The organism is Hahella sp. HN01 (genome assembly GCF_018986435.1).
In the GTDB taxonomy this organism is placed as follows: domain Bacteria; phylum Pseudomonadota; class Gammaproteobacteria; order Pseudomonadales; family Oleiphilaceae; genus Hahella.
This window is the reverse complement of record NZ_JAHMIN010000016.1, coordinates 24,198-50,999: the sequence shown is the minus strand read 5'-3', so window position 1 is coordinate 50,999 and position 26,802 is coordinate 24,198. Positions and strand designations below refer to the sequence as shown.

The window sequence follows — 26,802 nt, the reverse complement described above, 5'->3', positions numbered from 1 at the left end:
CAATTATTGACAAAAATCGCCGCCAATTTTTTTGGAAGAGATTGACAAACGGGCCAAAATTATCCATGTTGTTGCGACCTGATTCAAACGAGCGTATGAATTGTTGTTCGATGCATCGGCTTTGATTCCGAAGCTCCGGAGAAGGGCGGCCCGGCAAGGCGTCCGTTGGGACCCGTTTATAGGGCAATAAACCAGTGCTAAACAATGCTTGGAGATCCGTTGATGATTTACGCAGGTAAAGCCATCACAGTCAAAGAGATCGAGGATGGTATCGCGGTACTAACTTTCGATTTGCAAGGCGAGTCTGTTAATAAATTTAACCGCTTGACGCTGACTGAGTTGGCGGAAGCGACCCAGAAACTACAAAGTCAACAAGGCATTACCGGCCTTGTCGTTACCAGCAACAAAGATTGTTTCATCGTTGGCGCTGATATCACTGAATTCCAGGAATTGTTTGCCGGCTCCGAAGAAGAGTTGGTCGCCAACAACCTGGAAGCCAATAAGATTTTCTCCGCCGTTGAAGATCTGCCATTCCCCACTGTGACCGCTATTAACGGTATCGCTCTGGGCGGTGGTTTTGAAATGTGTCTCTCTACTGACTTCCGCGTCATGTCCACCAGCGCGAAAGTGGGTCTGCCGGAAGTGAAACTGGGAATCTTCCCCGGGTTCGGCGGAACAGTACGTTTATCCCGTCTGGTTGGCGCCGACTACGCGATCGAGTGGATCTGCGCCAGTGGCGAGAAACGAGCGGAACAGGCCTTGAAAGAAGGTGCTGTAGATGCAGCGGTCGCCCCTGAGAAATTGATGGATGCAGCCCTGTCTGTGTTGCGTCAGGCGATCGAAGGCAAGTTGGACTACAAGGCGCGTCGGGAAGAAAAAACCGGCAAGCTGAAGCTGAACCCGATGGAAAGCATGATGGCGTTTGAAACCGCCAAAGGCTACGTGGCGGGCCAGGCTGGACGTAACTATCCAGCGCCTGTTGAAGCCATCAAGGTGATGCAAAAGCACGCGGGCATGACTCGCGACAAGGCGATCGAAGTAGAGGCCAAAGGTTTCGCGAAAATGGCGAAAACCTCTGTGGCGCACAGCTTGATCGGCTTGTTCCTGAATGATCAGGAGCTGAAGAAGAAAGCGAAAGACCTGGAGCCTAAAGCCGGCGAAGTAAAGCAGGCGGCGGTATTGGGCGCAGGCATCATGGGCGGCGGCGTGGCGTATCAGTCAGCGCTGAAAGGCACGCCTATCCTGATGAAGGATATCAATCAGTCCGGTATTGATTTGGGCCTGAAAGAAGCCAAGAAACTGCTGACCAAGCGCGTCGACAAAGGCCGCATGAATGCGAGTGAAATGGCGGATGTGCTGAACCGCATCACTCCGACGTTGAGCTACGGCGACTTCGGAACGGTGGATCTGGTAGTTGAAGCGGTTGTTGAAAACCCTAAGGTCAAAGACATCGTTTTGCGTGAAGTGGAAGATCTGGTGCGAGAGGACACTATCCTGACCTCCAACACCTCTACTATCTCCATCAATCGTCTGGCGCAAAACCTGAAGCGTCCGGAAAACTTCTGCGGCATGCACTTCTTCAACCCTGTGCACATGATGCCTTTAGTGGAAGTTATCCGCGGCGAGAAAACCAGTGAAAAAGCTGTCGCGACAACTGTGGCGTACGCCAAAGCGATGGGTAAAACGCCTATCGTTGTGAACGACTGCCCTGGATTCCTGGTTAACCGCATCCTGTTCCCTTATTTTGGCGGCTTCATTGGATTGGTGCGCGACGGCGCCGATTTCCAGCAGGTCGACAAAGTGATGGAGCGTTTCGGCTGGCCGATGGGTCCTGCTTACCTGCTTGACGTGGTAGGTATGGACACAGCGAAGCACGCCGGCGACGTAATGGCGGAAGGTTTCCCTGATCGCATGAGCTACTCCGAAACAACTATTATCGACGTCATGTTCGATAAAGGTCGTTACGGTCAGAAGAGCGACAAGGGCTTCTACGCTTACGAGCTGGATAAGAAAGGCAAGCAGAAGAAAATTGTCGATGACAGCGTTGACGCACTGATTAAGTCTGTGCAGAAGTCTCAGCGCGACTTCTCTGAAGAGGAAATCATCGAGCGCATGATGGTGCCTTTGTGCATCGAAACCGTTCGCTGCCTGGAAGACGGCATCGTGGAGACTGCGGCGGAAGCGGATATGGGCTTGATCTTCGGCATCGGTTTCCCTCCGTTCCGTGGGGGCGCGTTGCGCTACATTGACTCTCTGGGCGTGGAAGAGTTCTGCAAGATCGCTGATAAATATGCGGATCTGGGCGCTCTGTATCATCCGACCCAAGGGCTGCGCGACATGGCTAAGTCCGGCAAGAAGTTTTTTGGCTAATTGCTGATAGAGAATTCCCGACGGAGAAAATGATATGAGTCTGAATCCAAGAGACGTTGTCGTTATCGACTGTGTTCGCAGCCCGATGGGGCGCGCCAAGGCGGGTTGTTTCCGCAACGTGCGCGCAGAGACGCTGTCAGCGACGTTGATTGACGCATTATTCGACCGCAATGACAAAGTGGACCCTGCGGAAGTTGAAGATCTGATCTGGGGCTGTGTAAATCAGACCCTGGAGCAAGGCTTCAACGTGGCGCGGCAGATTTCCCTGCTGACCCGCATTCCGCATACTTCGTCAGCGCAAACAGTAAACCGCTTGTGTGGTTCCGCCATGTCCGCAATTCATACTGCGGCGCAGGCGATCATGACGGGCAATGGCGACGTGTTTGTGGTGGGCGGCGTTGAGCACATGGGGCACGTGCCCATGACTCAAGGTTTCGATCACAACCCGGCAGCAAGCAAGTATTCCGCTAAAGCGTCCAACATGATGGGTCTGACGGCGGAAATGCTGGCGAAAATGCACGGCATCAGCCGTCAGCAGCAGGATGAGTTTGGCGCTCGCTCTCACCGTTTGGCGCACGAAGCCACGCTGGAAGGGCGCTTCCGTAACGAAATCATCTCTATTTTAGGGCATGACGACGACGGCTTCCCTGCGCTGATCGAGAATGATGAAACGATTCGTCCTGAAACCACGGCGGAGAGTCTGGCGCAGCTGCGTCCTGCTTTTGATCCTAAGAGCGGCACAGTGACAGCGGGTCAGTCTTCTCAATTGACGGATGGCGCATCCGCTATGCTGCTGATGTCCGCTGAGCGGGCTCAGGCATTGGGGCTGACGCCAATGGCGAAAATTCGCTCCATGGCTACTGCCGGATGCGATCCCGCCATCATGGGATATGGTCCTGTGCCGGCGACCAAGAAAGCGCTTAAGCGCGCAGGCCTGAAAGTGGAAGATATTGATTTCTGGGAACTGAATGAGGCGTTCGCCGCACAGTCTTTGCCAGTTATCAAAGATCTGAAGCTTATGGATGTGGTTGACCAGAAAGTTAACCTGAACGGCGGCGCTATCGCTTTGGGTCACCCTCTGGGTTGCTCTGGTGCGCGTATCTCCACTACCTTGCTGAATGTCATGGCCGCCAAAGGCGGTACGCTGGGCGTATCCACCATGTGTATCGGTCTGGGTCAGGGTATTGCGACCGTTTGGGAGCGTATCTAATACGTTGAGGCTTCGGTTTGGGGAAACCTGAATCGGAAGCGATGAAATCCGGCGTCCCGTAAGGGGCTCCGGATTTTTTTATGGGTGAAGCTGGTTGGCTTGAAGTTGGCGCAAGGCTTTTACTGGGTTTCCTGGGAGCGATTCTGGGGCTCGCCGTCTCGCATCAGGCTTTTGATCTTGTCGGATATCTCTTTGATCTGGTCGTTCTTGTTGGGGATTTCCAGGCGTGTGCGCTTGAGCGCCTCGCGAGCGTGCTTGAAATGCTTCTCGGCGCCGGCTTTGTCGTTTTGAGCCACCAGACTTTCCGCCATTTGTAGTTGGCTGCCGACTTCCACGTCAAGCGCCATCTCGCGCAGGTGATGGCTGTATTCCTCATAAAGAGGAACGGGTAGTGAGCCGCGCAGTTTGAAGCGTTGCAGCTTTTGCAGGCACTCAGAAAGAGAGCGCTGAATGGCGGCGACCGCTGCGTCGCTGGTCACCGTTTTCTGCGCTTGGGGAAGAAGAACGCCGGTTTTCAAGTCGCGCTCCCTTTGTTTCAGGTTGTCTAAAAGGATGCGCAGCTCTTCCGATTTGCGGTCCATTTTGGTCATGGACTGGGCGATTTCAATCATGGCGTGGTTGAGGCTGATAGCGATGTTGGCGGAATCGTCCACTCGCATGATGACCTGAAATAACGAATTTATTTCTTCGTATTTCTGTTTTAACGATTTCAGTTGGCTTTGACGGTAAGCTAACGCCTGCTGTCGCGAGTACATAACGCCGCTAACGATGATCGAGGCGGTTATGAAAATAGCGAGCAAGACGATTAAAGTTGTCATATAAAAGGCGGCGGAAGCATTTATAAATTTATGTGTCGTTCTTATTAAGTGTTAACGACATTGTGGGGTAGGGCAAGTTATCGGAGTTAAATAGACGCCGACAAACTGGGCCTGGCCGGCTATTTTTACATTAAATACCAGATTTTCTGGCAATCACTTGACCCGTCGACTACAACCTCTAATATATGACGGCTATTTCAACTAGGAGCAAAGAACCATCCGCTATGGGTAAATCGCTGGTAATCGTGGAGTCCCCTGCAAAGGCAAAAACCATAAACAAATATCTTGGTTCGGAATATGTAGTCAAATCCAGTGTGGGGCATATTCGTGATTTGCCGACCAGTGGAGGTAAGGAAGCATCATCTCCGAAAGAGCGTGCGGCGGAAGCGGCGAAAATGCGCAAGCTGCCTGCTGAAGAGCGCGAAAGCATCAAGAAACGTAAAGCCCGGGATCAGCTGATCTCTCGTATGGGCGTCGACCCTGAAAATGATTGGGCGGCCCGCTACGAGATCCTTCCAGGTAAAGAAAAAGTCGTTGAAGAACTGAAGCGTCTGGCGAAAAGCGCCGACCAGATCTATCTCGCAACGGACTTGGACCGCGAAGGAGAGGCTATCGCCTGGCATCTCAAAGAATCTATTGGCGGCGATGACTCCCGTTATCGTCGCGTGGTCTTTAACGAGATCACAAAATCCGCCATAACGGAGGCGTTCAAAAGTCCCAGTCAACTTGATTACAACCGCGTAAACGCCCAGCAGGCGCGCCGCTTCCTTGACCGTGTGGTCGGCTATATGGTGTCGCCGCTGCTGTGGTCCAAGATTGCGCGTGGTTTGTCCGCAGGGCGGGTGCAGTCCGTCGCGGTTCGCTTGATTGTCGAGCGTGAGCGTGAAATCCGCGCCTTTACGCCGGAAGAATACTGGGAATTGCATGCGCTGCTGTCCAAGAGTAAGCAGCAAGCTAAATTCCAGGTCGCCAAATACAAGGGTGAGAATTATCGGCCCACCAACAAAGAGCAGTCTGAGAAGCTGACTGCGTTGCTGGAGTTGCAGGCGTTCAAGGTTGTCAATCGTGAGGATAAGCCCTCTGTCACCAAGACGCCGGCGCCATTTATCACTTCTACCTTGCAGCAGGCGGCGAGCACCCGTTTAGGGTTTAGCGTTAAGAAGACCATGGTGTTGGCGCAGCGTCTCTATGAGGCGGGCTACATCACCTATATGAGAACGGACTCCACCAACTTGTCCGCGGATGCGGTGAGCGCCTGTCGTGAATTTATCGGCAAGAAGTTTGGTGATAAATATCTGCCTGAAAACCCGAAAACTTACGTGAGTAAAGAGCGGGCCCAGGAAGCGCACGAGGCGATACGTCCTTCTGATATCAATGTAGGCTCCAACCAGATTTCCGGTCTCGAAAAAGACGCCGAGAAGCTGTATGACCTGATTTGGCGTCAATTCGTGGCCTGTCAGATGGAAAATGCGCGCTTCCTTAGCACCAGTATCCAAGTGCAGGCGGGAGACTTTGAATTAAGAACCCGTGGTCGGCTTTTGCAATTCGACGGCTTCCTTAAAGTGCTGCCTGCGCAAGCGAAGAAGGATGATGAGGCGGAGTTGCCCGCGTTTGAAATTAATGATCAGTTGGATCTGGATAAACTGGAGCCGACTCAGCACTTCACCAAGCCTGCGCCGCGTTACACGGAAGCGACCTTGGTTAAGGAGCTGGAGAAGCGGAGTATCGGGCGTCCTTCTACGTATGCGTCAATCATCTCCACCATTCAGGAGCGCGGCTATGTGAAGCTGGCCAACCGGCGCTTCTATGCGGAGAAGATGGGCGATATCGTGACGGATCGTTTGACGGAAGCCTTCACGGATCTGATGGATTACGGCTTTACCGCGAAGATGGAAGGTCAGCTGGATGAGATCGCTTCTGGTAGCGAGGGCTGGAAGCAGGTTCTTAATGCTTTCTACTCCGATTTCGCCAAGAAGCTGGAAAAGGCGGACATGGAAGGCGGTATGCGTGCTAATCAGGCGGTGCAGACGGAAATTACGTGTCCGACCTGTTCGCGTCCAATGCAGATTCGCACTGCGTCCACTGGCGTGTTCCTTGGGTGTTCCGGCTATGCGCTGCCGCCGAAAGAGCGTTGCAAGACGACGATTAACCTGATCCCTGGCGATGAGGTAATTCGCGCGGACGATGAAGAAGGCGAAGCGAATGCGCTGCGCGCGAAAAAGCGTTGCCCGATCTGTGATACCGCCATGGATAGCTACGTCATCGATGAGACCCGCAAGCTGCACGTGTGTGGTAATAATCCAGACTGTGAAGGTTATGAGGTCGAAGGCGGGCAGTTTAAGGTGGCTGGCTACGATGGGCCGACACTGGAGTGTGACAAGTGCGGCGCTGAAATGCAGCTTAAAACCGGCCGCTTTGGGAAGTACTTCGGCTGCACCAGTTCAACCTGCGGCAACACCCGCAAGCTGTTGAAGAATGGCGAGCCTGCGCCGCCCAAGATGGAGCCGGTAGTCATGCCTGAGCTCGCGTGCGACAAAGTTGACGATATCTTTGTTCTGCGTGATGGCGCTTCGGGCTTGTTCCTGGCGGCGAGTAAGTTTCCCAAGAATCGTGAAACACGGGCGCCTCTGGTGGAGGAGTTGATTCCTCACAAGAAGGAAATTGACCCTAAGTATCACTATCTGCTGGATGCGCCTACTCGTGATCCAGAAGGAAATCCGGCGATTATCCGCTTCAGTCGCAAGACCAAGCAGCAGTACGTCATGTCAGAGAAGGGCGGTAAGCCCACTGGCTGGTCGGCTTTCTACAAAGATGGAAAGTGGGCGGCTAAAGACAAGTAGTCTGTAAGTGCGAAAAGAAAAGGGCGGTTTGATCACCGCCCTTTTTTGTTGTCCGATGTTTGAGTTGGCGCTTTGAGGTAAATGTGCTGGGTTATCTCTTTAGGCGCGCCAGCAGGCTGGATGTATCCCAGCGTCCCCCGCCCATGGATTGTACTTCGGCGTAAAATTGATCGACGAGAGCGGTGATGGGGAGTCGAGCCTTGTTGTTTGAGGCCTCGCGTAAGCAGATGGATAAATCCTTGCGCATGAGGTCTACTGCGAAGCCGTGTTCGTAGTCTCCGGCGATCATGGTCTTGTGGCGATTTTCCATTTGCCAGGATTGCGCGGCTCCTTTGGATATGACGTACACCACTTGTTGCGGGTCCAGGTCAGCCTGTTCTGCGAAGTGCAGCGCTTCCGCCAGTCCCTGCACTAACCCTGCGATAGCGATCTGGTTGGCCATTTTGGTTAACTGGCCGCTGCCTGCATGTCCCATCAGGGTTGCTGCGCGGCTGTAATGCTTAAGGAGGGGTTCCGCCTTCGCAAAGTCTTTTTCTTCGCCGCCACACATTATGGTCAGCGCGCCGTTCTCGGCGCCCTGTTGTCCACCGGATACGGGGGCATCAAGAAAGCCGATGTTGCGCTCTTGGGCGGCTTCAAACAGCTCTTTGGCGACACTGGCTGATGCAGTGGTGTGGTCGATGATCAGAGAGCCTTTGCGTAACTGATTGATCAGGCCTTCTTCGCCCAAGTAGATGCTGCGCAGGTCGTTGTCGTCGCCGACGCAAGAGATGATGACGTCGCATTGGGCTGCGTCCCGCAGCTTGCGGATGAACTTGCCAGTGTGGGTCTTCAGCCAGCGTTCCGACTTTTCGACGTTGCGGTTGTAAACGGTGACCTGGTGGCCATTGTTGGCGAGATGGCCGGCCATCGGGAATCCCATGACGCCGAGGCCGATGAAACAAATTCTTCCTAATGCGGCGGTTTCAGTTGATTCCATGTTTATCTTCCTGGAGTGGTTAAATCCAATGGGTTAATAGTGCGCGGGTTGCTCCAATAAAGAAAGGCCGCATAAGCGGCCTTTGCAAGTCAACCGGCAAACTATTTATTTGCTTGGGTAGTCTCTGGAGGTGTGTCCGGTGTACAGCTGACGCGGACGACCGATCCGGTAAGAAGAGCTCACCATTTCGTGCCAGTGAGAGAACCAGCCGATGGTTCTCGCCATGGCGAAGATGACGGTGAACATAGAGACCGGAATGCCGACGGCGCGCAGGATGATGCCGGAGTAGAAGTCCACATTGGGGTAGAGTTTTTTCTCTACGAAGTAGGGGTCTTCCAGGGCGATGCGCTCCAGTTCGCGTGCGATGCGGAACAGTGGATCGTTTTCGCAGCCAAGCTCTTTCAGTACGTCGTCACAGGTCTGCTTCATGACTTTGGCGCGTGGGTCGAAATTCTTGTAGACCCGGTGTCCGAAGCCCATCAGGCGGAAAGGATCGCTCTTGTCTTTGGCGCGCTGAATGAATTCTGGAATGCGGGATTCGTCGCCGATTTCCAGGAGCATGTTCAACACTGCTTCGTTGGCGCCGCCGTGAGCGGGTCCCCATAGCGCAGCAATACCGGAAGCGATACAGGCGAAGGGGTTGGCGCCGGAAGAGCCAGCCAGACGTACGGTTGATGTAGAGGCGTTTTGTTCATGGTCCGCATGCAAAACAAAGATGCGGTCCATAGCCTTGGCGACTACAGGGTTGACCTGATAGGGCTCGCAAGGAGTGCCGAACATCATGTGCAGGAAGTTGCCCGCATAGTCCAGATCGTTTCTGGGATACATGAACGGCTGGCCGGTGGAGTACTTGTAGCACATCGCCGCCAGGGTGGGCATTTTCGCGATCAGACGGAATGCTGCGATTTCGCGATGGTGCTCGTCGGAGAAGTCCATTGTGTCGTGATAGAACGCGGACAGGGCGCCGACAACGCCGCACATGATCGCCATTGGGTGAGCGTCGCGCCGGAAACCGTTAAAGAAGTTTCTCAGCTGCTCGTGGATCATAGTGTGATTTTTTACCGTGCTACGGAACTCTTCCGCCTGCTCCGCAGTAGGCAGTTCGCCGTGTATCAGTAAGTAGCAGACTTCAAGATAGTCGGACTTTTCGGCCAACTGTTCTATAGGATACCCACGGTGTAGTAGTACGCCATTGGCGCCATCTATATAAGTGATTTGCGATTCGCAGGCTGCGGTTGATACGAAGCCTGGATCGTAGGTAAACAAACCTTCTTCAACCAATCCTCTGACATCTATGACGTCTGGGCCGGTGGTGCCGGAATAAACCGGAAGCTCGATTGTTTTACCATTGACCGATAACGTCGCTTTCTTGTCAGTCATGGTGCTCTCCTATATCGACTTAAAGTGATGCGTACGTGTTTACCGGGCATAGACGCCCGGTCGTGTTTACAGGCCGACTTCTAAGTAGGTCTGACGTTGTTTGCGCAATGGCGTCAATCACAACCGGCGCCGGTTAGGACCGGCGGGCGGAGACTGACGCTCGTCAGTGGCCTCTCAGCCTTTATTCTGGCTTTATACAAGGTCGGCTTAATAAAAAGCGAGGTCATCATAATGGTCTGACCGACTTTTTTTAAGCCCTTGTAATGAAAATACTGCCGATGGTGTTTAAAAAACACCAATTAAAATAGCTTATAAAGAGGAGGGGCGTTGCTTTATCAGTAAAGAAAACGGAGTCTTCGAATACGTAAAAAATACTTCCGGGTATTGAGCCGAGGGGCTTCACACTGCGTATGAAAGAATAAATTGCCGGCCCAAATCAGAAAAGCTCATGTCCGGCGCTAAATTAAGTGGGCTATAAACGGTTGTTGCGTTTGTAATTTACCAGGTGGGAAACTATAATCTGCAACCCGTAAGCGGAGGCCTCATAAGGATTCCCGCCGCCAAATAGGTCCATTCTTAAATAATCCGCCTGTATGGCTATAATCGAGTGTGAAGCTGTGAATAGCAAAAGACCTGTTAATCTAGATCTGACGAAATTCCATTTTCCTCTACCCGCAATTACATCTATTCTGCATCGGATATCAGGTGTAATTATCTTCATTGCAATAGCGTTCCTGTTGTGGGGGCTCGACGCATCTCTGGCGAGCAAGGAAAGTTTTGCTTCCCTTCAGTCAGTCATGGATAGTTTTCTTGCAAAATTAATTCTTTGGGGCATTCTCGCCGCATTGTTCTATCACTTCGTCGCTGGCATCAAGCACCTCATTATGGATGCTGGTTTCGGTGAAACCCTGAAGGGCGGGCAGATCGCAGCGAAGGTTGTGATAGCCGTGTCTGTTGTGCTCATTCTGTTGGCGGGAGTTTGGATATGGTAACCAGCGTCACCAATTTAGGCCGTAGCGGCGCATATGATTGGATGGTGCAGCGGGTCTCCGCTGTCGTGTTGGCTCTTTATACCGCATTTATGGTTGGCGTCCTGGTGTTTACGCCGGATCTGACCTATGAAGTATGGAGCGCACTGTTCGCCAAGACTTGGATGAGAATTTTCTCCCTGGCTGCGCTGGTGGCGCTTGGTGCGCACGCGTGGATCGGTTTGTGGACGATTACCACCGACTACATGAAAAACGGCGTGGTCCGTTTCGTTGCGCAGGCCGCGTGCGGAACCATCATGTTCGTTTACTTCATCTGGGGCGTGCAAATTTTGTGGGGGCTGTAATCCATGTCTAAACTTAGAACTCTTTCTTACGATGCCATCGTAATCGGCGGCGGCGGCGCCGGGATGCGCGCGGCGCTGCAGTTGACGCAGTCCGGCGTGAAAACCGCTTGTATCACCAAAGTATTCCCAACCCGTTCTCACACTGTTTCCGCTCAGGGCGGGATCACCTGCGCCATTGCCAGTTCGGACCCGAATGACGATTGGCGTTGGCACATGTACGACACCGTCAAGGGGTCGGACTATATCGGCGATCAGGATGCAATCGAATATATGTGTTCGGTAGGTCCTCAAGCAGTATTTGAACTGGAACACATGGGACTGCCTTTCTCCCGTACGGAGACAGGGCGCATCTATCAGCGTCCTTTTGGCGGTCAGTCCAAAGATTTCGGTAAGGGCGGCCAGGCTGCTCGTACCTGCGCGGCGGCGGACCGTACTGGTCATGCGCTGCTGCACACTCTTTATCAAGGCAACCTGCGCGGCGGCACTACCTTTTTAAATGAATGGTATGCAGTTGATCTGGTTAAAAACCAGTCTGGCGCGGTAGTTGGCGTAACGGCTATCTGCATCGAAACTGGTGAAACTGTTTACGTCAAAGCCAAGGCGACAGTTCTGGCTACTGGCGGCGCAGGCCGTATCTATGCATCCACCACTAATGCATTGATCAATACTGGCGACGGCGTCGGTATGGCTCTTCGCGCTGGCTTCCCGGCGCAGGACATGGAAATGTGGCAGTTCCACCCAACTGGTATCGCTGAAGCTGGCGTACTTGTGACGGAAGGTTGTCGTGGTGAAGGCGGTTATCTGATCAATGGCGAAGGCGAGCGTTTCATGGAACGTTATGCGCCGAACGCGAAAGACCTTGCTGGTCGTGACGTCGTCGCCCGCTCCATGATTATGGAGATCCTTGAAGGCCGTGGTTGCGGCCCCAACAAAGACCATGTATTGCTGAAGCTGGATCATCTGGGTGAAGAAACGCTACACCTGCGTTTGCCTGGCATTGTGGAGTTGTCGAAAACATTCGCGCACGTAGATCCTGCAAAAGAACCTATTCCGGTTGTTCCAACCTGTCACTATATGATGGGTGGTATTCCGACCAACATCGGCGGTCAGGCGCTGACTCAGGACGCAAACGGTAACGACAAAGTCATCGACGGCTTGTTCGCCTGTGGCGAAGCTGCATGCGTATCCGTACACGGCGCAAACCGTCTGGGCGGCAACTCGCTGTTGGATTTGGTTGTATTTGGTCGCGCAGCAGGACTTCACATTGAGAAGATGCTGAGAGACGGTTACGGTGTGGATGACGCATCTGAATCCGATATCGACGCAACCATGGCGCGTCTGGACAGACTGAACAGCGGCTCCGGCTCTGAAAAAGTGGCGGAAGTACGTAAAGACCTGCAGAACACTATGCAGCTATATTTCGGTGTGTTCCGCGATGGCGAAAGCATGCAGAAAGGTCTGAAGCTGCTGGAAGAATTGGGCGGACGTGTGAAGAACACGGTTCTTGAAGACAAGAGCATGGCGTTCAATACCGCTCGTATCGAAGCTTTAGAGCTGGATAACCTGTACGAGGTCGCTTATGCGACGGCTGTTGCGGCTGAAGAAAGAAAGGAAAGCCGCGGAGCGCACGCCCGTAACGACTACACTGAACGGGACGACGACAATTGGCTGAAGCACTCTCTTTACTTCCCTGTGGACAAGCGGGTAAGCAAGCGGGAAGTAAACTTCGCGCCTAAAATTGTGGAGCCATTTCCTCCGAAAGCTCGTAGTTACTAGTGTCGTTGGGGAGACAGAGTTATGTTGGTAAGCATCTATCGTTATAATCCGGAAGTTGACGAAGCTCCCTTCATGCAGGATGTGGAGCTGGAAGTCCCTGCGGGCAAGGACCTTATGGTTCTGGACGTGCTGGGACTGATGAAAGAGAAAGATCCGACCTTGGCGTATCGTCGCTCATGCCGTGAGGGCGTGTGCGGCTCCGACGGCATGAACATGAACGGCAAAAATGGCTTGGCGTGCATCACTCCTCTTTCTCAGGTGGTGAAAAACAACAAGCTGGTTTTGCGTCCGTTGCCAGGGTTGCCGGTTATTCGCGATCTGGTTGTGGATATGGCGATTTTCTACAAGCAGTACGAGAAAATTAAGCCATTCGTGGTGAATGACAATCCGCCTCCGGCGATTGAGCGATTGCAGTCACCCGAAGAGCGTGAAAAGCTGGACGGCCTGTATGAATGTATTCTTTGTGCGTGCTGTTCTACTTCATGCCCGTCGTTCTGGTGGAACCCAGATAAGTTCGTTGGTCCCGCTGGCTTGTTGCAGGCATACAGATTCCTGGTTGACAGTCGCGACACTTCTACCGAAGAAAGATTGGCGAATCTCGACGACCCGTTCAGCGTATTCCGCTGCCGGGGAATCATGAATTGTGTAAGCGTTTGCCCGAAAGGCCTGAATCCAACCAGAGCCATCGGCCACATACGCAATATGCTCTTACAGCGTGCTACTTAAAACTATAATTTAAAAAATTACACTGTTACGGTCGTTGCTGAATTAGCTGTCTATACTAAGAAGCTAATAGCGCGCGCGTGTTGCAGAACATGCGCGCGACATAAACAAACTGAACTGGTAGGAAATCCACTCCCTCTATTTTAAGGACGGGGTGGTTTACTGTTGTAAACCTACGGGGTTATGCAGATGTCCTCTGCGCTATCTGTGGTTTGGCACGCCTTTGCGACGCTGGAACGAGCCGTAATCAGTGGCCTTAAGCAGATAGTTCCCTGATGCAACCAAGGCGAGCTATATGCACGAAAGCACGATGGAGCAGCTGTGGCGGACTTCCCATTTGGCAGGTGGGAACTTTGCCTATGTTGAGCAACTCTATGAGACCTATCTCACCGATCCTAACGGCATACCCCAGGCCTGGCGTGAGTATTTCGACAAACTGCCAAAAGAGGAAGGGCTGCCCAGTCAGGATATTCCTCACTCCGTCATTAAAGAGCAGTTCCTGAAACTGTCGCGCAGACGTGCAGCGGCTGTCGAAGCCAGTCCAACATCATTGGTCAGCACTGAGCATGAACGTAAACAGGTCAAGGTGCTGCAGCTGATTAACACCTACCGTTTTCGTGGACATCAGAAAGCCAAACTGGATCCCCTCAACCTGATGGTGCGCGAGCATGTCGCGGACTTGGAGTTGGAATATCACGGCTTGACCCGAGCGGACCTGGATACTGTATTCCAGACTGGTTCATTGTGCTTCGGCGTAGAGACCATGACCTTCGGCGAGATCATTCGCGGTTTAGAGTTTACCTACTGCGATACCGTCGGCGCCGAGTACATGCATATCGTTAATACTGAAGAAAAGCGCTGGGTTCAGCAGCGTCTTGAATCAGTGCGCTCGCATCCTGTATATGAGAAAGAGCGTCGCTATCACCTGTTAGAAAGATTGAGCGCGGCGGAAGGTCTCGAAAAATACTTATCTTCACGATATCCAGGCACCAAGCGCTTTGGCCTTGAAGGCGGCGAGAGCTTGATTCCGTTGCTGGATGAGTTGATTCAGAGAGCGGGAAGCTACGGAGCCAAAGAAATCGTTATCGGTATGGCGCACCGTGGTCGTTTGAACGTGCTGGTCAACACCCTGGGTAAAAACCCCAAAGCGTTGTTTGACGAGTTTGAAGGCAAGCGTCTGTCGGATGAAGGTTCCGGCGATGTGAAGTATCACCAGGGCTTCTCTTCCAACGTTCTGACCCCGGGTGGCGAAGTTCACTTGGCGTTGGCGTTCAACCCTTCACACCTGGAAATCGTTTCTCCGGTAGTGGAAGGCTCTGTAAGAGCGCGCCAGGATCGTCGTGACGATACTGCCGGTGATGCGGTTGTGCCTGTGATCATGCACGGTGACGCTGCGTTCGCAGGTCAGGGCGTAGTCATGGAAACGTTCCAGATGAGCCAGACCCGTGGTTACGGCGTTGGCGGCACTGTCCACATCATCATTAATAACCAGGTTGGCTTCACTACTCATCGCCGTGAAGACGCGCGCTCCACCGAGTATTGCACCGACGTTGCGAAAATGGTTCAAGCGCCCATTTTCCACGTTAACGGCGATGATCCGGAAGCGGTTCTGTTCGTTACACAGGTAGCGATGGATTACCGCAACACCTTTAAGAAAGATGTGGTAATCGACCTGTTGTGTTACCGCCGCCGTGGTCACAACGAAGCGGATGAGCCTTCTGCGACTCAGCCGTTGATGTATCAATGCATCAAAAGCCTGCCAACCACCCGCCAGATTTACGCTCAGCGGTTGATTAACGAAGGCGTCATCACCGAAGAAGAATCCGCTCGCCTGGAAAACGAATATCGCGATCTGCTGGATAAAGGCGATCACGTCGTTAAAAGCTTGGTGAAAGAGCCTAATAAAGAGTTGTTTGTTGACTGGTCTCCCTACCTGGGCCACAAATGGACAGCCAAGTGCAAGACTGGCATCAATCTTAAAACGCTGCAGAAGCTCGGCCGGAAAATGGATGTGCTGCCTGACGGATTCGTGCCTCAGCGTCAGGTCTCCAAAATCTTGGAAGACCGCAAAAAAATGACCCAAAGCGCTATGCCGGTGAACTGGGGTTATGCAGAAGTTATGGCGTATGCAACCTTGTTGCATGAAGGCCATAGCATACGTCTGACCGGTCAGGATGTTGGTCGCGGTACTTTCTCCCATAGACATGCGGTTCTTCATAACCAGAAGGACGGCGGATTGCATATTCCGTTGCAGCATTTGGCGGAAGGACAGTCCGTGTTCGACATCTACGACTCCTACCTCTCTGAAGAGGCGGTGTTGGCGTTCGAATATGGCTACGCCACGACTAACCCGAAAACCCTGGTGATTTGGGAGGCTCAGTTCGGCGACTTCGCTAACGGCGCCCAGGTTGTTATCGACCAGTTCATCACCAGTGGCGAGCACAAGTGGGGCCGTTTATGCGGTCTGACCATGTTGCTGCCGCACGGCTATGAAGGGCAGGGGCCAGAGCACTCTTCAGCGCGTCTGGAGCGTTATCTGCAGTTGTGCGCTGAGCACAATATCCAGGTCTGCGTGCCGACCACGCCTGCGCAGGTATTCCATATGCTGCGTCGTCAGGTTAAGCGTCCGCTGCGTAAGCCTCTGGTGGCGATGAGTCCGAAGAGTCTGCTGCGCCATAAAGACGCGGTCTCTACGGTTGAGGAGCTTGCCGAAGGTCACTTCCACACCGTCCTTGGCGAGATCGACGACCATATCGATCCGAAGCAGGTTCGTCGGGTCATTATGTGTAGCGGTAAGGTGTATTACGACTTGTTGGATAAGCGTCGTAATGAAAACATACAGGACGTGGCGATTATCCGCATAGAGCAGTTGTACCCGTTCCCCGAAGACGATCTGGAAGAAGTTTTGTCTGCGTACAAGAAGTTGACCAATATCGTCTGGTGTCAGGAAGAGCCAATGAACCAGGGCGCCTGGTACTGCAGTCAGCACCATATGCGTAACGTCCTCGCGAAGACGCACCCGAAACTCTATCTCGAGTACGCTGGACGTCCGGGCTCCGCCGCTCCTGCTGCGGGCTATGGCCATGTCCATGCGGAAGAGCAAGCTAAATTAGTTAACGATGCCTTTACTATTTAAACAGGCGCTTAGTTAGTACAAAGGATAAAAGATGGCGATCGAAATTAAAGCTCCTACTTTCCCAGAGTCCGTCGCGGACGGCGTAGTGGCGACTTGGCATAAAAAACCTGGGGAATCCGTGGCTAGGGACGAGCTACTGGTCGATATCGAGACGGATAAAGTGGTGCTCGAGGTTGTAGCGCCCGCAGCCGGCGTCATTGAGAAAGTTCTCAAAGGCGAAGGCGAGACGGTGCTTAGCGAAGAAGTTATTGCAGTATTTAAAGAAGGCGCGGCTGGAACGGCGGCGCCTGCCGCTGCGGAAGAAAAGCCACAGGCTGCGCCTGCGGCGACTGAAGCCAAGGCGGGTCAGGAAGCGATTCTGAGCCCATCCGCGCGCAAAATGGCGGAAGAGAACAATCTGAATCCTTCCGACATTCAGGGCACAGGTAAAGGCGGTAGAGTGACCAAGGAAGACGTGATGAACCACTTGTCTTCCAACACTACCAGCGTTACTGCTGAAGTGAAGTCCTCCGCTCAACCTGCAGCGGCGCCGGCTATGCCTGCTATTGAATCTCCAGCGGGAGCGCGCCCAGAGAAACGCGTGCCGATGACTCGTCTGCGCGCCAGCATCGCGCGTCGTCTGCTGGATGCTCAGCATAACTCTGCAATGCTGACTACCTTCAACGAAGTCAACATGAAGCCGATCATGGATCTGCGTAAGCAATACAAAGATCTGTTCGAGAAGCGTCATAACGGCGTGAAACTGGGCTTCATGTCCTTCTTCGTTAAAGCGGCCTGTGAAGCGTTGAAGCGTTTCCCCGCTGTGAACGCTTCTATCGATGGTAACGACATCGTTTACCACGGTTATCAGGACGTTGGCGTAGCGGTATCCACCGAGCGCGGTCTGGTTGTGCCTATCCTGCGCGATGCAGATCAAATGGGCTTGGCGGAAATTGAATCCACCATCGGCGACTTCGGTAAGAAAGCGCGCGACGGCAAGCTGTCAATCGAAGACATGACTGGCGGAACGTTCACCATTTCCAATGGCGGCGTTTTCGGTTCGTTGATGTCTACGCCGATCCTGAACCCGCCGCAAACCGCTATTATGGGTATGCACAAAATCCAGGAGCGTCCGATGGCTGTAAATGGCCAAGTGGTGATTCTGCCGATGATGTACCTGGCGCTGTCATACGACCACCGCATGATCGACGGTAAGGAAGCGGTACAGTTTTTGGTGACTATCAAGGATCTGCTGGAAGATCCTGCGCGGATTCTGCTGGATATCTGATCCAGCGCTTTCGCCGCCGAGTTTTCCGGCGCGTCATGCTCCCTCCGCGCGGTTGCGGAGGGGCATTGTCGCAAAACCTTTTATGTACCTATAACTAAGAATTGGAAAGTAATATGGCAGATAAATTCGACGTAATCGTCATCGGTGCGGGTCCCGGTGGATATGTCGCTGCGATACGCGCGGCGCAGCTCGGATTGAAAACGGCGTGCGTGGAAAAATGGAGCAACGAAGCAGGCAAGCCAGTATTTGGCGGCACCTGTCTGAATGTGGGATGTATCCCTTCCAAAGCGCTGCTGGAGTCTTCACACAAATTTGAAGAAGCCAAACACGACTTTGAAACCCACGGCATCATGGCGCAAGACGTAACGGTCGACGTAGCCAAAATGCAGGGTCGCAAGAACAACATCGTCAAGAACCTGACTCAGGGCATCGCTTCTCTGTTCAAGGCGAATGGTGTCACTTCCATCCATGGCGCAGGTAAACTGCTGGCCAACAAGCAAGTGGAAGTCACTGACAACGCGGGCAACGTTACCGTATATGACGCAGAAAACGTCATCATTGCAACGGGCTCCCGTCCAGTCGAAATTCCTCCTACTCCGCTTAACGAGCACGTTGTCGACTCTACCGGCGCGTTGGAGTTCAGCGAAGTTCCCAAGCGTCTTGGCGTGATCGGCGCCGGCGTTATCGGTCTGGAGCTGGGTAGCGTCTGGGCGCGTCTTGGTTCTGAAGTCGTGGTTCTGGAAGCGCAGGATACTTTCCTGGGCGCAGTGGATCAGCAACTGGCTAAAGAAGCGCTCAAGCAGTTCACCAAACAGGGCCTGGACATTCGTCTGCGCGCCCGGGTGACTGGCTCTGAAGTGAAGCGTGGCGTAGTGAAAGTGTCATACAGCGACACCAAAGGCGACCATGAACTGAAAGTGGACAAGTTGATTGTCGCAGTCGGCCGCGCGCCGAACACCGACAATCTGTTGGCCGCTGATTCTGGCGTAAACCTGGACGAGCGTGGCTTCATCTTTGTTGATGACCAGTGCAAGACCAATATGCCGGGCGTATGGGCTATCGGCGATGTCGTGCGCGGCCCTATGCTGGCGCACAAAGCGTCTGAAGAAGGCATCGTTGTGGCGGAGCGTATCGCTGGCCACAAAGGTCACGTCAACTATGACTGCATTCCCTGGGTTATCTACACTCATCCGGAAATCGCCTGGGTTGGTAAGACAGAAGAGCAGTTGAAGGCGGAAGGCGAAGAGTACAAGGTCGGCACATTCCCATTCGCCGCAAGCGGTCGCGCTATGGCCGCCAACGCGACCATGGGCATGGTGAAGATTCTGGCTCATAAGGACACTGACCGTATTCTTGGCGTGCATATCGTAGGTCCTCAGGCGTCAGAAATGATCGCTCAGGGCGTGATTGCGATGGAGTTCGGCTCCAGCTCCGAGGACTTGGCCATGACTGTATTCGCGCACCCAACGCTTTCCGAAGCGGTGCACGAAGCGGCTCTGGCGGTGGAAGGCAAAGCCATCCACATTGCCCAGCGCAAGAAGCGCTAAGGCTGAATAAGGAGGGGATTGCCCCTCCTTTTGTTTTGAGAGCGTCGGGAAGGAGCGCGACCGCCCCTTCGGCGAATGCGGCGTAGGTGAGACGTCAAAGCGTCTGGCCGGCCGCCGTTGAAGAGACAGGGCGCCAAAACTGGGCTCTCGATATAAAGAGTGTGTTAGAGAGGTCACCTAAGCGGACATGGCGCAGTTTTGCGCGCAGGCTGAGAAGTTTGAGTCTCATGCTGGAAGCCTGCTCGCGAGAACGTGAAACGTTGTGCTCGTTTGCACGGTGGTAAATAAGTCGAAAGCTGACTAAAAAGCGGAAAACGTTATGAATCTTCATGAGTATCAAGCTAAGCAACTCTTTGCGGACTATGGTCTGCCCGTCTCCAAGGGCTTTGCCTGTGAGTCCGCACAAGAGGCCATGTCTGCCGCTGACTCCATTGGCGGAAGCCAGTGGGTGGTTAAAGCGCAGGTTCACGCAGGCGGCCGCGGTAAAGCGGGTGGCGTTAAGTTAGTATCTTCCAAGGAAGAGATTAAGGCATTTGCTGAGAAGTGGCTTGGTCATAACCTGGTAACCTATCAGACCGACGAGAAAGGTCAGCCTGTTAACAAGATTCTGGTTGAGTCCTGCACGGACATCGATCAGGAACTGTACTTGGGCGCGGTAATGGATCGCGGCACGCGTCGCATCGTGTTTATGGCGTCTACCGAAGGCGGCGTTGAAATCGAGAAAGTCGCTGAAGAGACTCCTGAAAAAATCCTGAAAGCAGTTATCGACCCGCTGGTGGGCGCACAGCCTTATCAAGCGCGTGAACTGGCGTTCGCATTGGGTCTGAACAGCGATCAGGTTAAGCAGTTCACTAAAATTTTCCTGGGCCTGGCGAAACTGTTCCAAGATCTGGATCTGGCGCTGCTGGAAGTGAACCCGCTAGTTATCACTAAAGACGGCAACCTGCACTGTCTGGACGCGAAAGTGGTTGTGGACGGCAACGCTCTGTACCGTCAGCCGCGCATTCGCGACATGCACGATCCTTCGCAGGAAGATCCGCGCGAAGCTCATGCTGCCAAGTGGGAACTGAACTACGTTGCGCTGGAAGGCAACATCGGCTGTATGGTTAACGGCGCAGGCCTGGCCATGGGCACCATGGACATCGTTAAGCTGCACGGCGGCGCGCCCGCTAACTTCCTGGACGTAGGCGGCGGCGCGACTAAAGAGCGCGTGACTGAAGCGTTCAAAATCATTCTCTCCGACGACAACGTAAAAGCGGTTCTGGTCAACATTTTCGGCGGCATCGTTCGTTGCGACCTGATTGCTGACGGCATCATCGGCGCTGTGGAAGAAGTTGGCGTCAAGATTCCTGTGGTCGTACGTCTGGAAGGCAACAACGCCGAGCTGGGCGCTAAGAAACTTGCCGACAGCGGGTTGAACATTATCGCAGCGGAAAGTCTGACTCATGCTGCTGAAGCCGTGGTTAAAGCAGCGGAGGGTAAATAATGAGTATTTTGATCGATAAAAATACCAAGGTCATCTGCCAGGGTTTCACTGGCTCCCAGGGCACATTCCATTCTGAACAGGCAATTGCGTACGGCACCAAAATGGTTGGCGGCGTGACTCCTGGTAAAGGCGGTCAGACTCACCTGGGTCTGCCTGTGTTCAACACAGTTAAAGAAGCTGTAGAACAAACTGGCGCGGAAGCGTCTGTTATCTACGTTCCTGCGCCTTTCTGTAAAGACTCCATCCTGGAAGCGGCTAACGCAGGCATCAAACTGATCGTGTGCATCACTGAAGGCATTCCTACTCTGGACATGCTGGATGCGAAAGTGAAGTGCGACGAGCTGGGCGTGCGTCTGATCGGACCTAACTGCCCAGGCGTTATCACTCCTGGCGAATGCAAGATCGGCATCATGCCTGGTCACATTCACAAGCCAGGTAAAGTCGGTATCGTTTCCCGTTCCGGCACCCTGACTTATGAAGCCGTTAAGCAGACCACTGACTTCGGTTTCGGCCAGTCCACTTGCGTGGGCATCGGCGGCGACCCGATTCCTGGCTCCAACTTCATCGACATTCTGGAAATGTTCCAGAAGGACGCCCAGACTGAAGCGATCGTCATGATCGGTGAAATCGGCGGCACTGCGGAAGAAGAAGCGGCTGAGTACATCAAGAACAATGTCACCAAGCCTGTTGTTTCTTACATTGCCGGCGTAACAGCGCCTGCTGGTAAGCGCATGGGCCACGCTGGCGCGATCATCGCGGGCGGCAAAGGCACTGCGGCTGAAAAGTTTGCAGCGCTGGAGCAGGCTGGCGTTAAAACAGTTAGAAGTCTGGCCGATATCGGCAAGGCGCTGGCTGAAGTGACTGGCTGGAAATAAGTTTTCCGCCTGTCTGAAAAGCCGCCATATGGCGGCTTTTCTATTTTTCGCAGATGGTTATCGCCTTCAACCCAGTCGGTATAAAGGCCGGCATTCTACTCCCAAATTTCACTCCCGCCCTTTTAACGCTATAATCCCACGCAATTAGACTCATTTTTGGCGTAATTTCTGACGCCGTCACAACTGGTTGCTTTAATAAAAACTTGGGGAAATAACTTGGCCTCTGTGGATTCGCAGCGTCGTGTGTTGTCGGGAATGCGACCGACGGGAAAACTCCATCTGGGTCATTACCATGGAGTGCTGAAAAACTGGGTGCAGTTACAGCATGAGTACGGATGTTTCTTCTTCGTCGCCGATTGGCATGCTCTGACCACTCACTACGAAACCCCTTACGACATTGAACAGTCTGTGTGGGAAATGGTGATAGACTGGCTGGCTGCGGGCATCAACCCTGGCTCCGCCACCATGTTTGTACAGTCACGTGTTCCAGAGCACGCGGAACTGCATCTTCTTCTATCTATGATCACGCCTTTAGGTTGGCTGGAAAGAGTGCCGACTTATAAAGATCAACAGGAAAAACTCAAAGAAAGAGACCTGGCCACTTATGGATTCCTGGGGTATCCGTTGCTGCAAAGCGCGGATATTCTGGTATATCGCGCGGGCTGGGTGCCGGTAGGAGCGGATCAGGTATCGCATATAGAGATGACGCGCGAGGTGGCGCGGCGTTTCAACCATCTTTATGGTCGTGAGCCGGGCTTTGAAGAGCAGGCTGAAGCGGCGATCAAAAGAATGGGCAAGAAGACAGCCAAACTGTACGAGAGCCTGCGCAAGCGCTATCTGGAGCAGGGCGATGGCGAGGCGCTGGAGACAGCACGGGCGCTGCTGCGAGAGCAGCAAAATATATCACTTGGCGACAGAGAGCGTTTATACGGATTCCTTGAAGGCGGGGGCAAAGTTATTCTGCCCGAACCTCAGCCATTGCTGACGCCTGAAGCGAAAATGCCGGGTCTGGATGGTCAAAAGATGTCCAAGTCCTACGGCAATACGATTGGTTTGCGTGAAGACGCAGACAGCATTTCGGAAAAAGTTCGCACCATGCAGACGGACCCACAGAGGGTGCGCCGCACGGACCCCGGTGATCCAGATAAATGCCCGGTGTGGCAGCTGCATCAAGTATATTCTGACGAAGCCACTAAGTCCTGGGCGCAGCAAGGGTGTCGCTCCGCCGGTATCGGCTGTATTGAGTGTAAAAAGCCGGTGGCCGACGCCATCATAGAAGAACAACGCCCAATGCGTGAGCGCGCCAAGCGCTACGAAGAAGACCCTGGACTGGTGCGCAGCATCATCGCAGAAGGCTGCGATCACGCGAGAGACGCCGCTAAGGCGACCTTGGAAGAAGTTCGCAGCGCCATAGGTCTGGCGTACGACTGATAATGCAAAACGCCGACGCCCCCTCGGACAGCCAGACAGAGCAGCTTCCGGTTCAGCAGGAACTGCCTTTGGCGATGGTGGGGGGCAGTCCGTTTACCGAGCTGCCTTCGGATCTATATATTCCACCGGACGCGCTGGAAGTTTTCCTGGAGTCGTTTGAAGGCCCGCTGGATTTGTTGCTGTATCTGATCCGTCGGCAGAATATGGATATCCTTGATATCAACGTGTCGGACGTCACCCGTCAGTACATGGATTACATTCGGGTGATGGAGGATATGCGCTTCGAGTTGGCGGCGGAGTATTTGGTGATGGCGGCGATGTTGGCGGAAATAAAATCCCGCTTCCTGTTGCCGCGGCGCAAGGACGATGATGAGGAAGAGGAAGACCCACGCGCGGAATTGATTCGACGCTTGCAAGAATACGAGCGTTTCAAAACAGCGGCGGAACGTATCGATGAATTGCCGCGCATGGATCGCGATTTCTATACGGCGAATCCGGAAATACCCACACTGCAGCGGGAAAAAAAGCACCCGGATGTGTCGTTGACGGAAGTTTTATTGGCGCTGCAGGAAGTGCTGAAACGCTCGGAGCTGTTTGAGCATCACCAGATTGAAAAAGAAAGGCTTTCCACCCGGGAGCGTATGACCCAGGTGCTGGAAAGAGTGTCGGCGGACCACTTCACCCTGTTTACGGATCTGTTTCCCTTTGATGAGGGAAAATTAGGTGTGGTGGTGACGTTTCTGGCGGTGCTGGAGCTGGTAAAAGAGTCTTTGTTGGAATTGGTCCAAACCGAAATGTTTGGCGAAATTCATGTGCGCGCCCGGGGTGAAGTCGAGAACGAACCTGAGGTGGAAACGAGCGAAGGTGACGATGGCGGTTAATCTGACGCAGTTGATCGAGGCGATGCTGTTCGCCAGTGACAGACCCCTGACGGTGGATCAGTTGATGACGATGTTCGTCGAGGACTTTACGCCGCCGCAACGGGATGAGGTTAAGGCTGCGCTTAAAGAATTGACGGCGGCTTATGCCAAGCGTGCGGTCAACCTGGTGGAAGTGGCCAGCGGTTATCGATTCCAGGTGCGCGATGAGTTTGCGCCCTGGGTGGGGCGTCTGACGGAAGAGCGTCCGCAGCGTTACTCCCGCGCTATGCTGGAAACGTTGGCGATCATTGCTTATCGACAGCCCATTACGCGAGGCGACATCGAAGACATTCGCGGCGTGGCGGTCAGCAGCCAGATCATGAAAACGCTGCAGGAAAGAGAATGGGTGCGCGTCGTTGGTCATAAGGACGTGCCGGGCCGGCCGGCGCTATTCGCCACCACGCGCCAATTTCTCGACTATTTTAATTTAAAGACATTGGATCAGTTGCCGCCCTTGGCGGAGGTCAGAAGCCTGGAGGAAATCGGCCGGGCTCTGGAACTGGATCTGCAAGTAAATGCGGCGGACACTTCCGAAACGATGGAAGCCGATCCGCCATCCTCCGACGCCACATTGCATTGATGAGGGTGTTGGTGATTACAGTTAAGGCGAAATAGATGATAGAACCTTCCGGTGAAAAGGCGCAGGGCGAGAAACTTCAGAAAGTGATCGCCCGGCAAGGGCTTGCCTCCCGTAGAGAGGCTGAAGAGTGGATCAGTGGCGGTCGCGTACGCGTCAACGGCAAAGTCGCGCATTTGGGCGACCGCGTCACCGCTGAGGACAAGATCTCGGTCGATGGCCACAAGATCTCCATGGTGGACGCTGAGGAAACCATGGTGCTGGTATACAACAAGCCGGAAGGTGAGGTCACCAGCCGCAAGGACCCGGAAGGTCGTCCCACCGTATTTGCGCGTTTGCCTAAACTGAAAAGTGGTCGTTGGGTGGCGGTAGGACGTCTGGACATCAATACCACGGGTTTGTTGATCTTCACGACAGACGGCGAACTCGCCAACAGATTGATGCATCCCTCTTCACAGATTGACCGTGAGTACGCGGTGCGCGTACATGGCGAAGTGACTGAAGAAATGGTGGCCCGACTGCAGGACGGCGTGCTGCTGGAAGACGGTCTCGCCAAATTTTCGGACATCAAGGAAGCCGGCGGTAGCGGTAGCAACCGTTGGTTTCACGTCGTATTACAGGAAGGCCGCAACCGCGAAGTGCGTCGCCTTTGGGAGTCCCAAGGCGTTACCGTCAGTCGTTTGAAGCGGGTGCGCTATGGTTATATGTTCCTGCCCAGCCGTGTTCGCTTGGGCAATTGGGAGATGGCGGGACAAAAAGACGTCAATGTACTGTATGAAATGGCGGGAATGCAGCCGAAGACGATTGCGTCTCTGACGCCGCATACAAAGGAAAAATTGCAGCGTCAGCAGGGCAAGAGCGGCGCTTCCAAGCCTAAACCCTCGAATGGCCGTACTGGAACTCGCGCCCCTGCGCGCAAACCGGCCGCCGCTTCGGACGAGCGCAGATCGGCGCCCTCACGTCAAACAACGGGTCGTAAACCAGGCCCTGGCAGACGTAAACCTCAGTAAGGGTTGAATGGCGGCGAACTCAGTTCGCCGCCTGGGTCAGCGTCTCTTCTTGATCCTGGGGCGCAATTTTGGTCCTGTTGCGACCCGCATGCTTGGCGTCGTACAGGGCCTGATCCGCCCTCTCCAGAAAGTCATTCCGATTCTCAACGCCATCGTAGGTCGCTACGCCAATGCTGATCGTGAAGGAGATATCATGGCCTTCATGTTGAAATGTGGTGTTTGCAACGGCCTCACGAAGACGCTCTGCAATGGCGTAGGCGCCCTCTGATTCCGTTTTGGCCAGCAACATGGCGAACTCCTCGCCGCCGAAACGGAAGCACAGATCCGAATCACGGCAATTATCCTGAACCACTTTGGCCAACTGTTGCAGCAATGCATCGCCAGCGGCGTGCCCATAGGTGTCGTTGACCTTCTTGAAGTAGTCGATATCGAAAAACAGCATCGACAGCTTGTATTTGTAACGGGTCGCCAGAGACACTTCTCTATGTAACTGATAGTCAAAAGCCCGTTTGTTGGCGACGCCGGTCAAGGAGTCGGACAACGCGGCGTTCATGGCTTCCTGGTAGCGCAAACCGTTACGCAGAGGGTACACCAGGCTGCCAAGCAGTGTTTCGATAATATGGATATCGCTGTCTGTAAAGCGCTCGCCCCGATAGAAAGTGATTTCTCCCAAGGCTTCTTCCGCCAGCGTGAGGCGATAATTCAATTGATGCGGCGTTCCCCGCTTACGCGCTCCGCAAGTACGATTGTTATAAACGTGGGAGTAGCCGTCTATGGCGACCAGCGCGCTGGCTTCACCCACGAAAATCTGCAGTAACTCTTCAACTTCAAGCGTCGTTTGCAGCTTGCGCAGCATTGTCCCGGCGACGTGCTCCAGCCGCAGAGTCAGCGAGTCATTGGAAGTGGCGAGGGCAACAACCTTGTTATCAGCGCTCATTCGTTCTGTGGTCAGGTTGGACATGGAATGCTCCCGTCGATAGATACTACTTGCGTATTGCTTATGCCTTGAGATATCCGCCGTCAACGGCGAAAACGGCGCTTGCAAGGCTAACTCTGCCATTTCAATGCCAGCGGATTTTAATTCTTTGAAAAACAGCAATATGTAGTCAATTGAACCTAGGCAG

General features: G+C 53.6%; 20 protein-coding genes. 16 read left to right on the top strand and 4 right to left on the bottom strand.

The window, feature by feature from the left end; genetic code table 11:
- Positions 1-222: 222 nt before the first annotated feature.
- Together fadB and fadA are read left to right on the top strand one after the other, a co-directional pair.
- Positions 223-2,370 (top strand): fatty acid oxidation complex subunit alpha FadB, encoded by a 2,148-nt coding sequence (fadB, locus tag KP814_RS16450; RefSeq protein ID WP_216737765.1) that lies wholly within the window; start codon positions 223-225, stop codon positions 2,368-2,370.
- Between the two features lie 34 nt (positions 2,371-2,404).
- On the top strand, positions 2,405-3,580 hold the full coding sequence (gene fadA / locus KP814_RS16445; RefSeq protein WP_127969457.1) for an acetyl-CoA C-acyltransferase FadA: 1,176 nt from the start codon (positions 2,405-2,407) through the stop codon (positions 3,578-3,580).
- 119 nt (positions 3,581-3,699) lie between these two features.
- Here fadA and KP814_RS16440 read toward each other — a convergent pair whose 3' ends face one another.
- Entirely contained in the window at positions 3,700-4,398 is a 699-nt protein-coding gene (locus tag KP814_RS16440; protein ID WP_216737764.1) for a hypothetical protein, read from the bottom strand.
- A 224-nt stretch (positions 4,399-4,622) separates the two neighbouring features.
- On the opposite strand from KP814_RS16440, the gene topA reads away from it, so the two are divergent.
- Complete coding sequence (gene topA / locus KP814_RS16435) at positions 4,623-7,238, top strand: type I DNA topoisomerase (protein WP_216737763.1); 2,616 nt, start codon at positions 4,623-4,625, stop codon at positions 7,236-7,238.
- 91 nt (positions 7,239-7,329) lie between these two features.
- Here the strand turns inward: topA and KP814_RS16430 are convergent, their stop codons facing one another.
- On the bottom strand, positions 7,330-8,217 hold the full coding sequence (locus tag KP814_RS16430) for an NAD(P)-dependent oxidoreductase (RefSeq protein ID WP_216737762.1): 888 nt from the start codon (positions 8,215-8,217) through the stop codon (positions 7,330-7,332).
- A gap of 105 nt (positions 8,218-8,322) precedes the next feature.
- On the bottom strand, positions 8,323-9,597 hold the full coding sequence (gltA, locus tag KP814_RS16425; RefSeq protein WP_216737761.1) for a citrate synthase: 1,275 nt from the start codon (positions 9,595-9,597) through the stop codon (positions 8,323-8,325).
- A 617-nt stretch (positions 9,598-10,214) separates the two neighbouring features.
- Here gltA and sdhC point away from each other — a divergent pair.
- The 13 genes from sdhC (at position 10,215) to rluB (ending at position 25,678) form a co-directional block, all read left to right on the top strand.
- Positions 10,215-10,589, top strand: a complete 375-nt coding sequence (gene sdhC / locus KP814_RS16420) for a succinate dehydrogenase, cytochrome b556 subunit (protein WP_216737760.1) — start codon at positions 10,215-10,217, stop codon at positions 10,587-10,589.
- On the top strand, positions 10,583-10,930 hold the full coding sequence (gene sdhD / locus KP814_RS16415) for a succinate dehydrogenase, hydrophobic membrane anchor protein (protein WP_216737759.1): 348 nt from the start codon (positions 10,583-10,585) through the stop codon (positions 10,928-10,930). The genes sdhC and sdhD overlap by 7 nt, the downstream gene beginning before the upstream one ends.
- Positions 10,931-10,933: 3 nt before the next feature.
- On the top strand, positions 10,934-12,706 hold the full coding sequence (gene sdhA, locus KP814_RS16410; protein WP_216737758.1) for a succinate dehydrogenase flavoprotein subunit: 1,773 nt from the start codon (positions 10,934-10,936) through the stop codon (positions 12,704-12,706).
- Positions 12,707-12,727: 21 nt separating this feature from the next.
- Positions 12,728-13,432, top strand: coding sequence for a succinate dehydrogenase iron-sulfur subunit (locus KP814_RS16405; protein ID WP_216737757.1), 705 nt, complete (start codon positions 12,728-12,730; stop codon positions 13,430-13,432).
- 292 nt (positions 13,433-13,724) lie between these two features.
- Positions 13,725-16,565 carry a 2-oxoglutarate dehydrogenase E1 component gene (locus tag KP814_RS16400; protein ID WP_216737756.1) on the top strand — a complete coding sequence of 947 codons (2,841 nt, stop codon included), beginning with the start codon at positions 13,725-13,727 and terminating at the stop codon, positions 16,563-16,565.
- A 31-nt stretch (positions 16,566-16,596) separates the two neighbouring features.
- Positions 16,597-17,832 carry a 2-oxoglutarate dehydrogenase complex dihydrolipoyllysine-residue succinyltransferase gene (gene odhB, locus KP814_RS16395; RefSeq protein ID WP_216737755.1) on the top strand — a complete coding sequence of 412 codons (1,236 nt, stop codon included), beginning with the start codon at positions 16,597-16,599 and terminating at the stop codon, positions 17,830-17,832.
- 113 nt (positions 17,833-17,945) lie between these two features.
- Entirely contained in the window at positions 17,946-19,379 is a 1,434-nt protein-coding gene (gene lpdA, locus KP814_RS16390) for a dihydrolipoyl dehydrogenase (RefSeq protein WP_127969467.1), read from the top strand.
- Between the two features lie 319 nt (positions 19,380-19,698).
- Positions 19,699-20,865, top strand: coding sequence for an ADP-forming succinate--CoA ligase subunit beta (gene sucC, locus KP814_RS16385; RefSeq protein WP_127969468.1), 1,167 nt, complete (start codon positions 19,699-19,701; stop codon positions 20,863-20,865).
- Entirely contained in the window at positions 20,865-21,740 is an 876-nt protein-coding gene (gene sucD / locus KP814_RS16380) for a succinate--CoA ligase subunit alpha (protein ID WP_216737754.1), read from the top strand. The genes sucC and sucD overlap by 1 nt, the downstream gene beginning before the upstream one ends.
- A gap of 255 nt (positions 21,741-21,995) precedes the next feature.
- Positions 21,996-23,171 carry a tryptophan--tRNA ligase gene (locus KP814_RS16375; protein WP_253938437.1) on the top strand — a complete coding sequence of 392 codons (1,176 nt, stop codon included), beginning with the start codon at positions 21,996-21,998 and terminating at the stop codon, positions 23,169-23,171.
- Between the two features lie 2 nt (positions 23,172-23,173).
- Entirely contained in the window at positions 23,174-24,052 is an 879-nt protein-coding gene (locus tag KP814_RS16370; protein ID WP_216737752.1) for a ScpA family protein, read from the top strand.
- Entirely contained in the window at positions 24,042-24,671 is a 630-nt protein-coding gene (gene scpB, locus KP814_RS16365; protein WP_253938428.1) for an SMC-Scp complex subunit ScpB, read from the top strand. Before KP814_RS16370 ends, scpB begins: the two co-directional genes overlap by 11 nt.
- 35 nt (positions 24,672-24,706) lie before the next feature.
- On the top strand, positions 24,707-25,678 hold the full coding sequence (gene rluB / locus KP814_RS16360; RefSeq protein WP_216737750.1) for a 23S rRNA pseudouridine(2605) synthase RluB: 972 nt from the start codon (positions 24,707-24,709) through the stop codon (positions 25,676-25,678).
- Between the two features lie 19 nt (positions 25,679-25,697).
- Here the strand turns inward: rluB and KP814_RS16355 are convergent, their stop codons facing one another.
- On the bottom strand, positions 25,698-26,738 hold the full coding sequence (locus KP814_RS16355) for a diguanylate cyclase (RefSeq protein ID WP_216737749.1): 1,041 nt from the start codon (positions 26,736-26,738) through the stop codon (positions 25,698-25,700).
- Between the last annotated feature and the right edge of the window lie 64 nt (positions 26,739-26,802).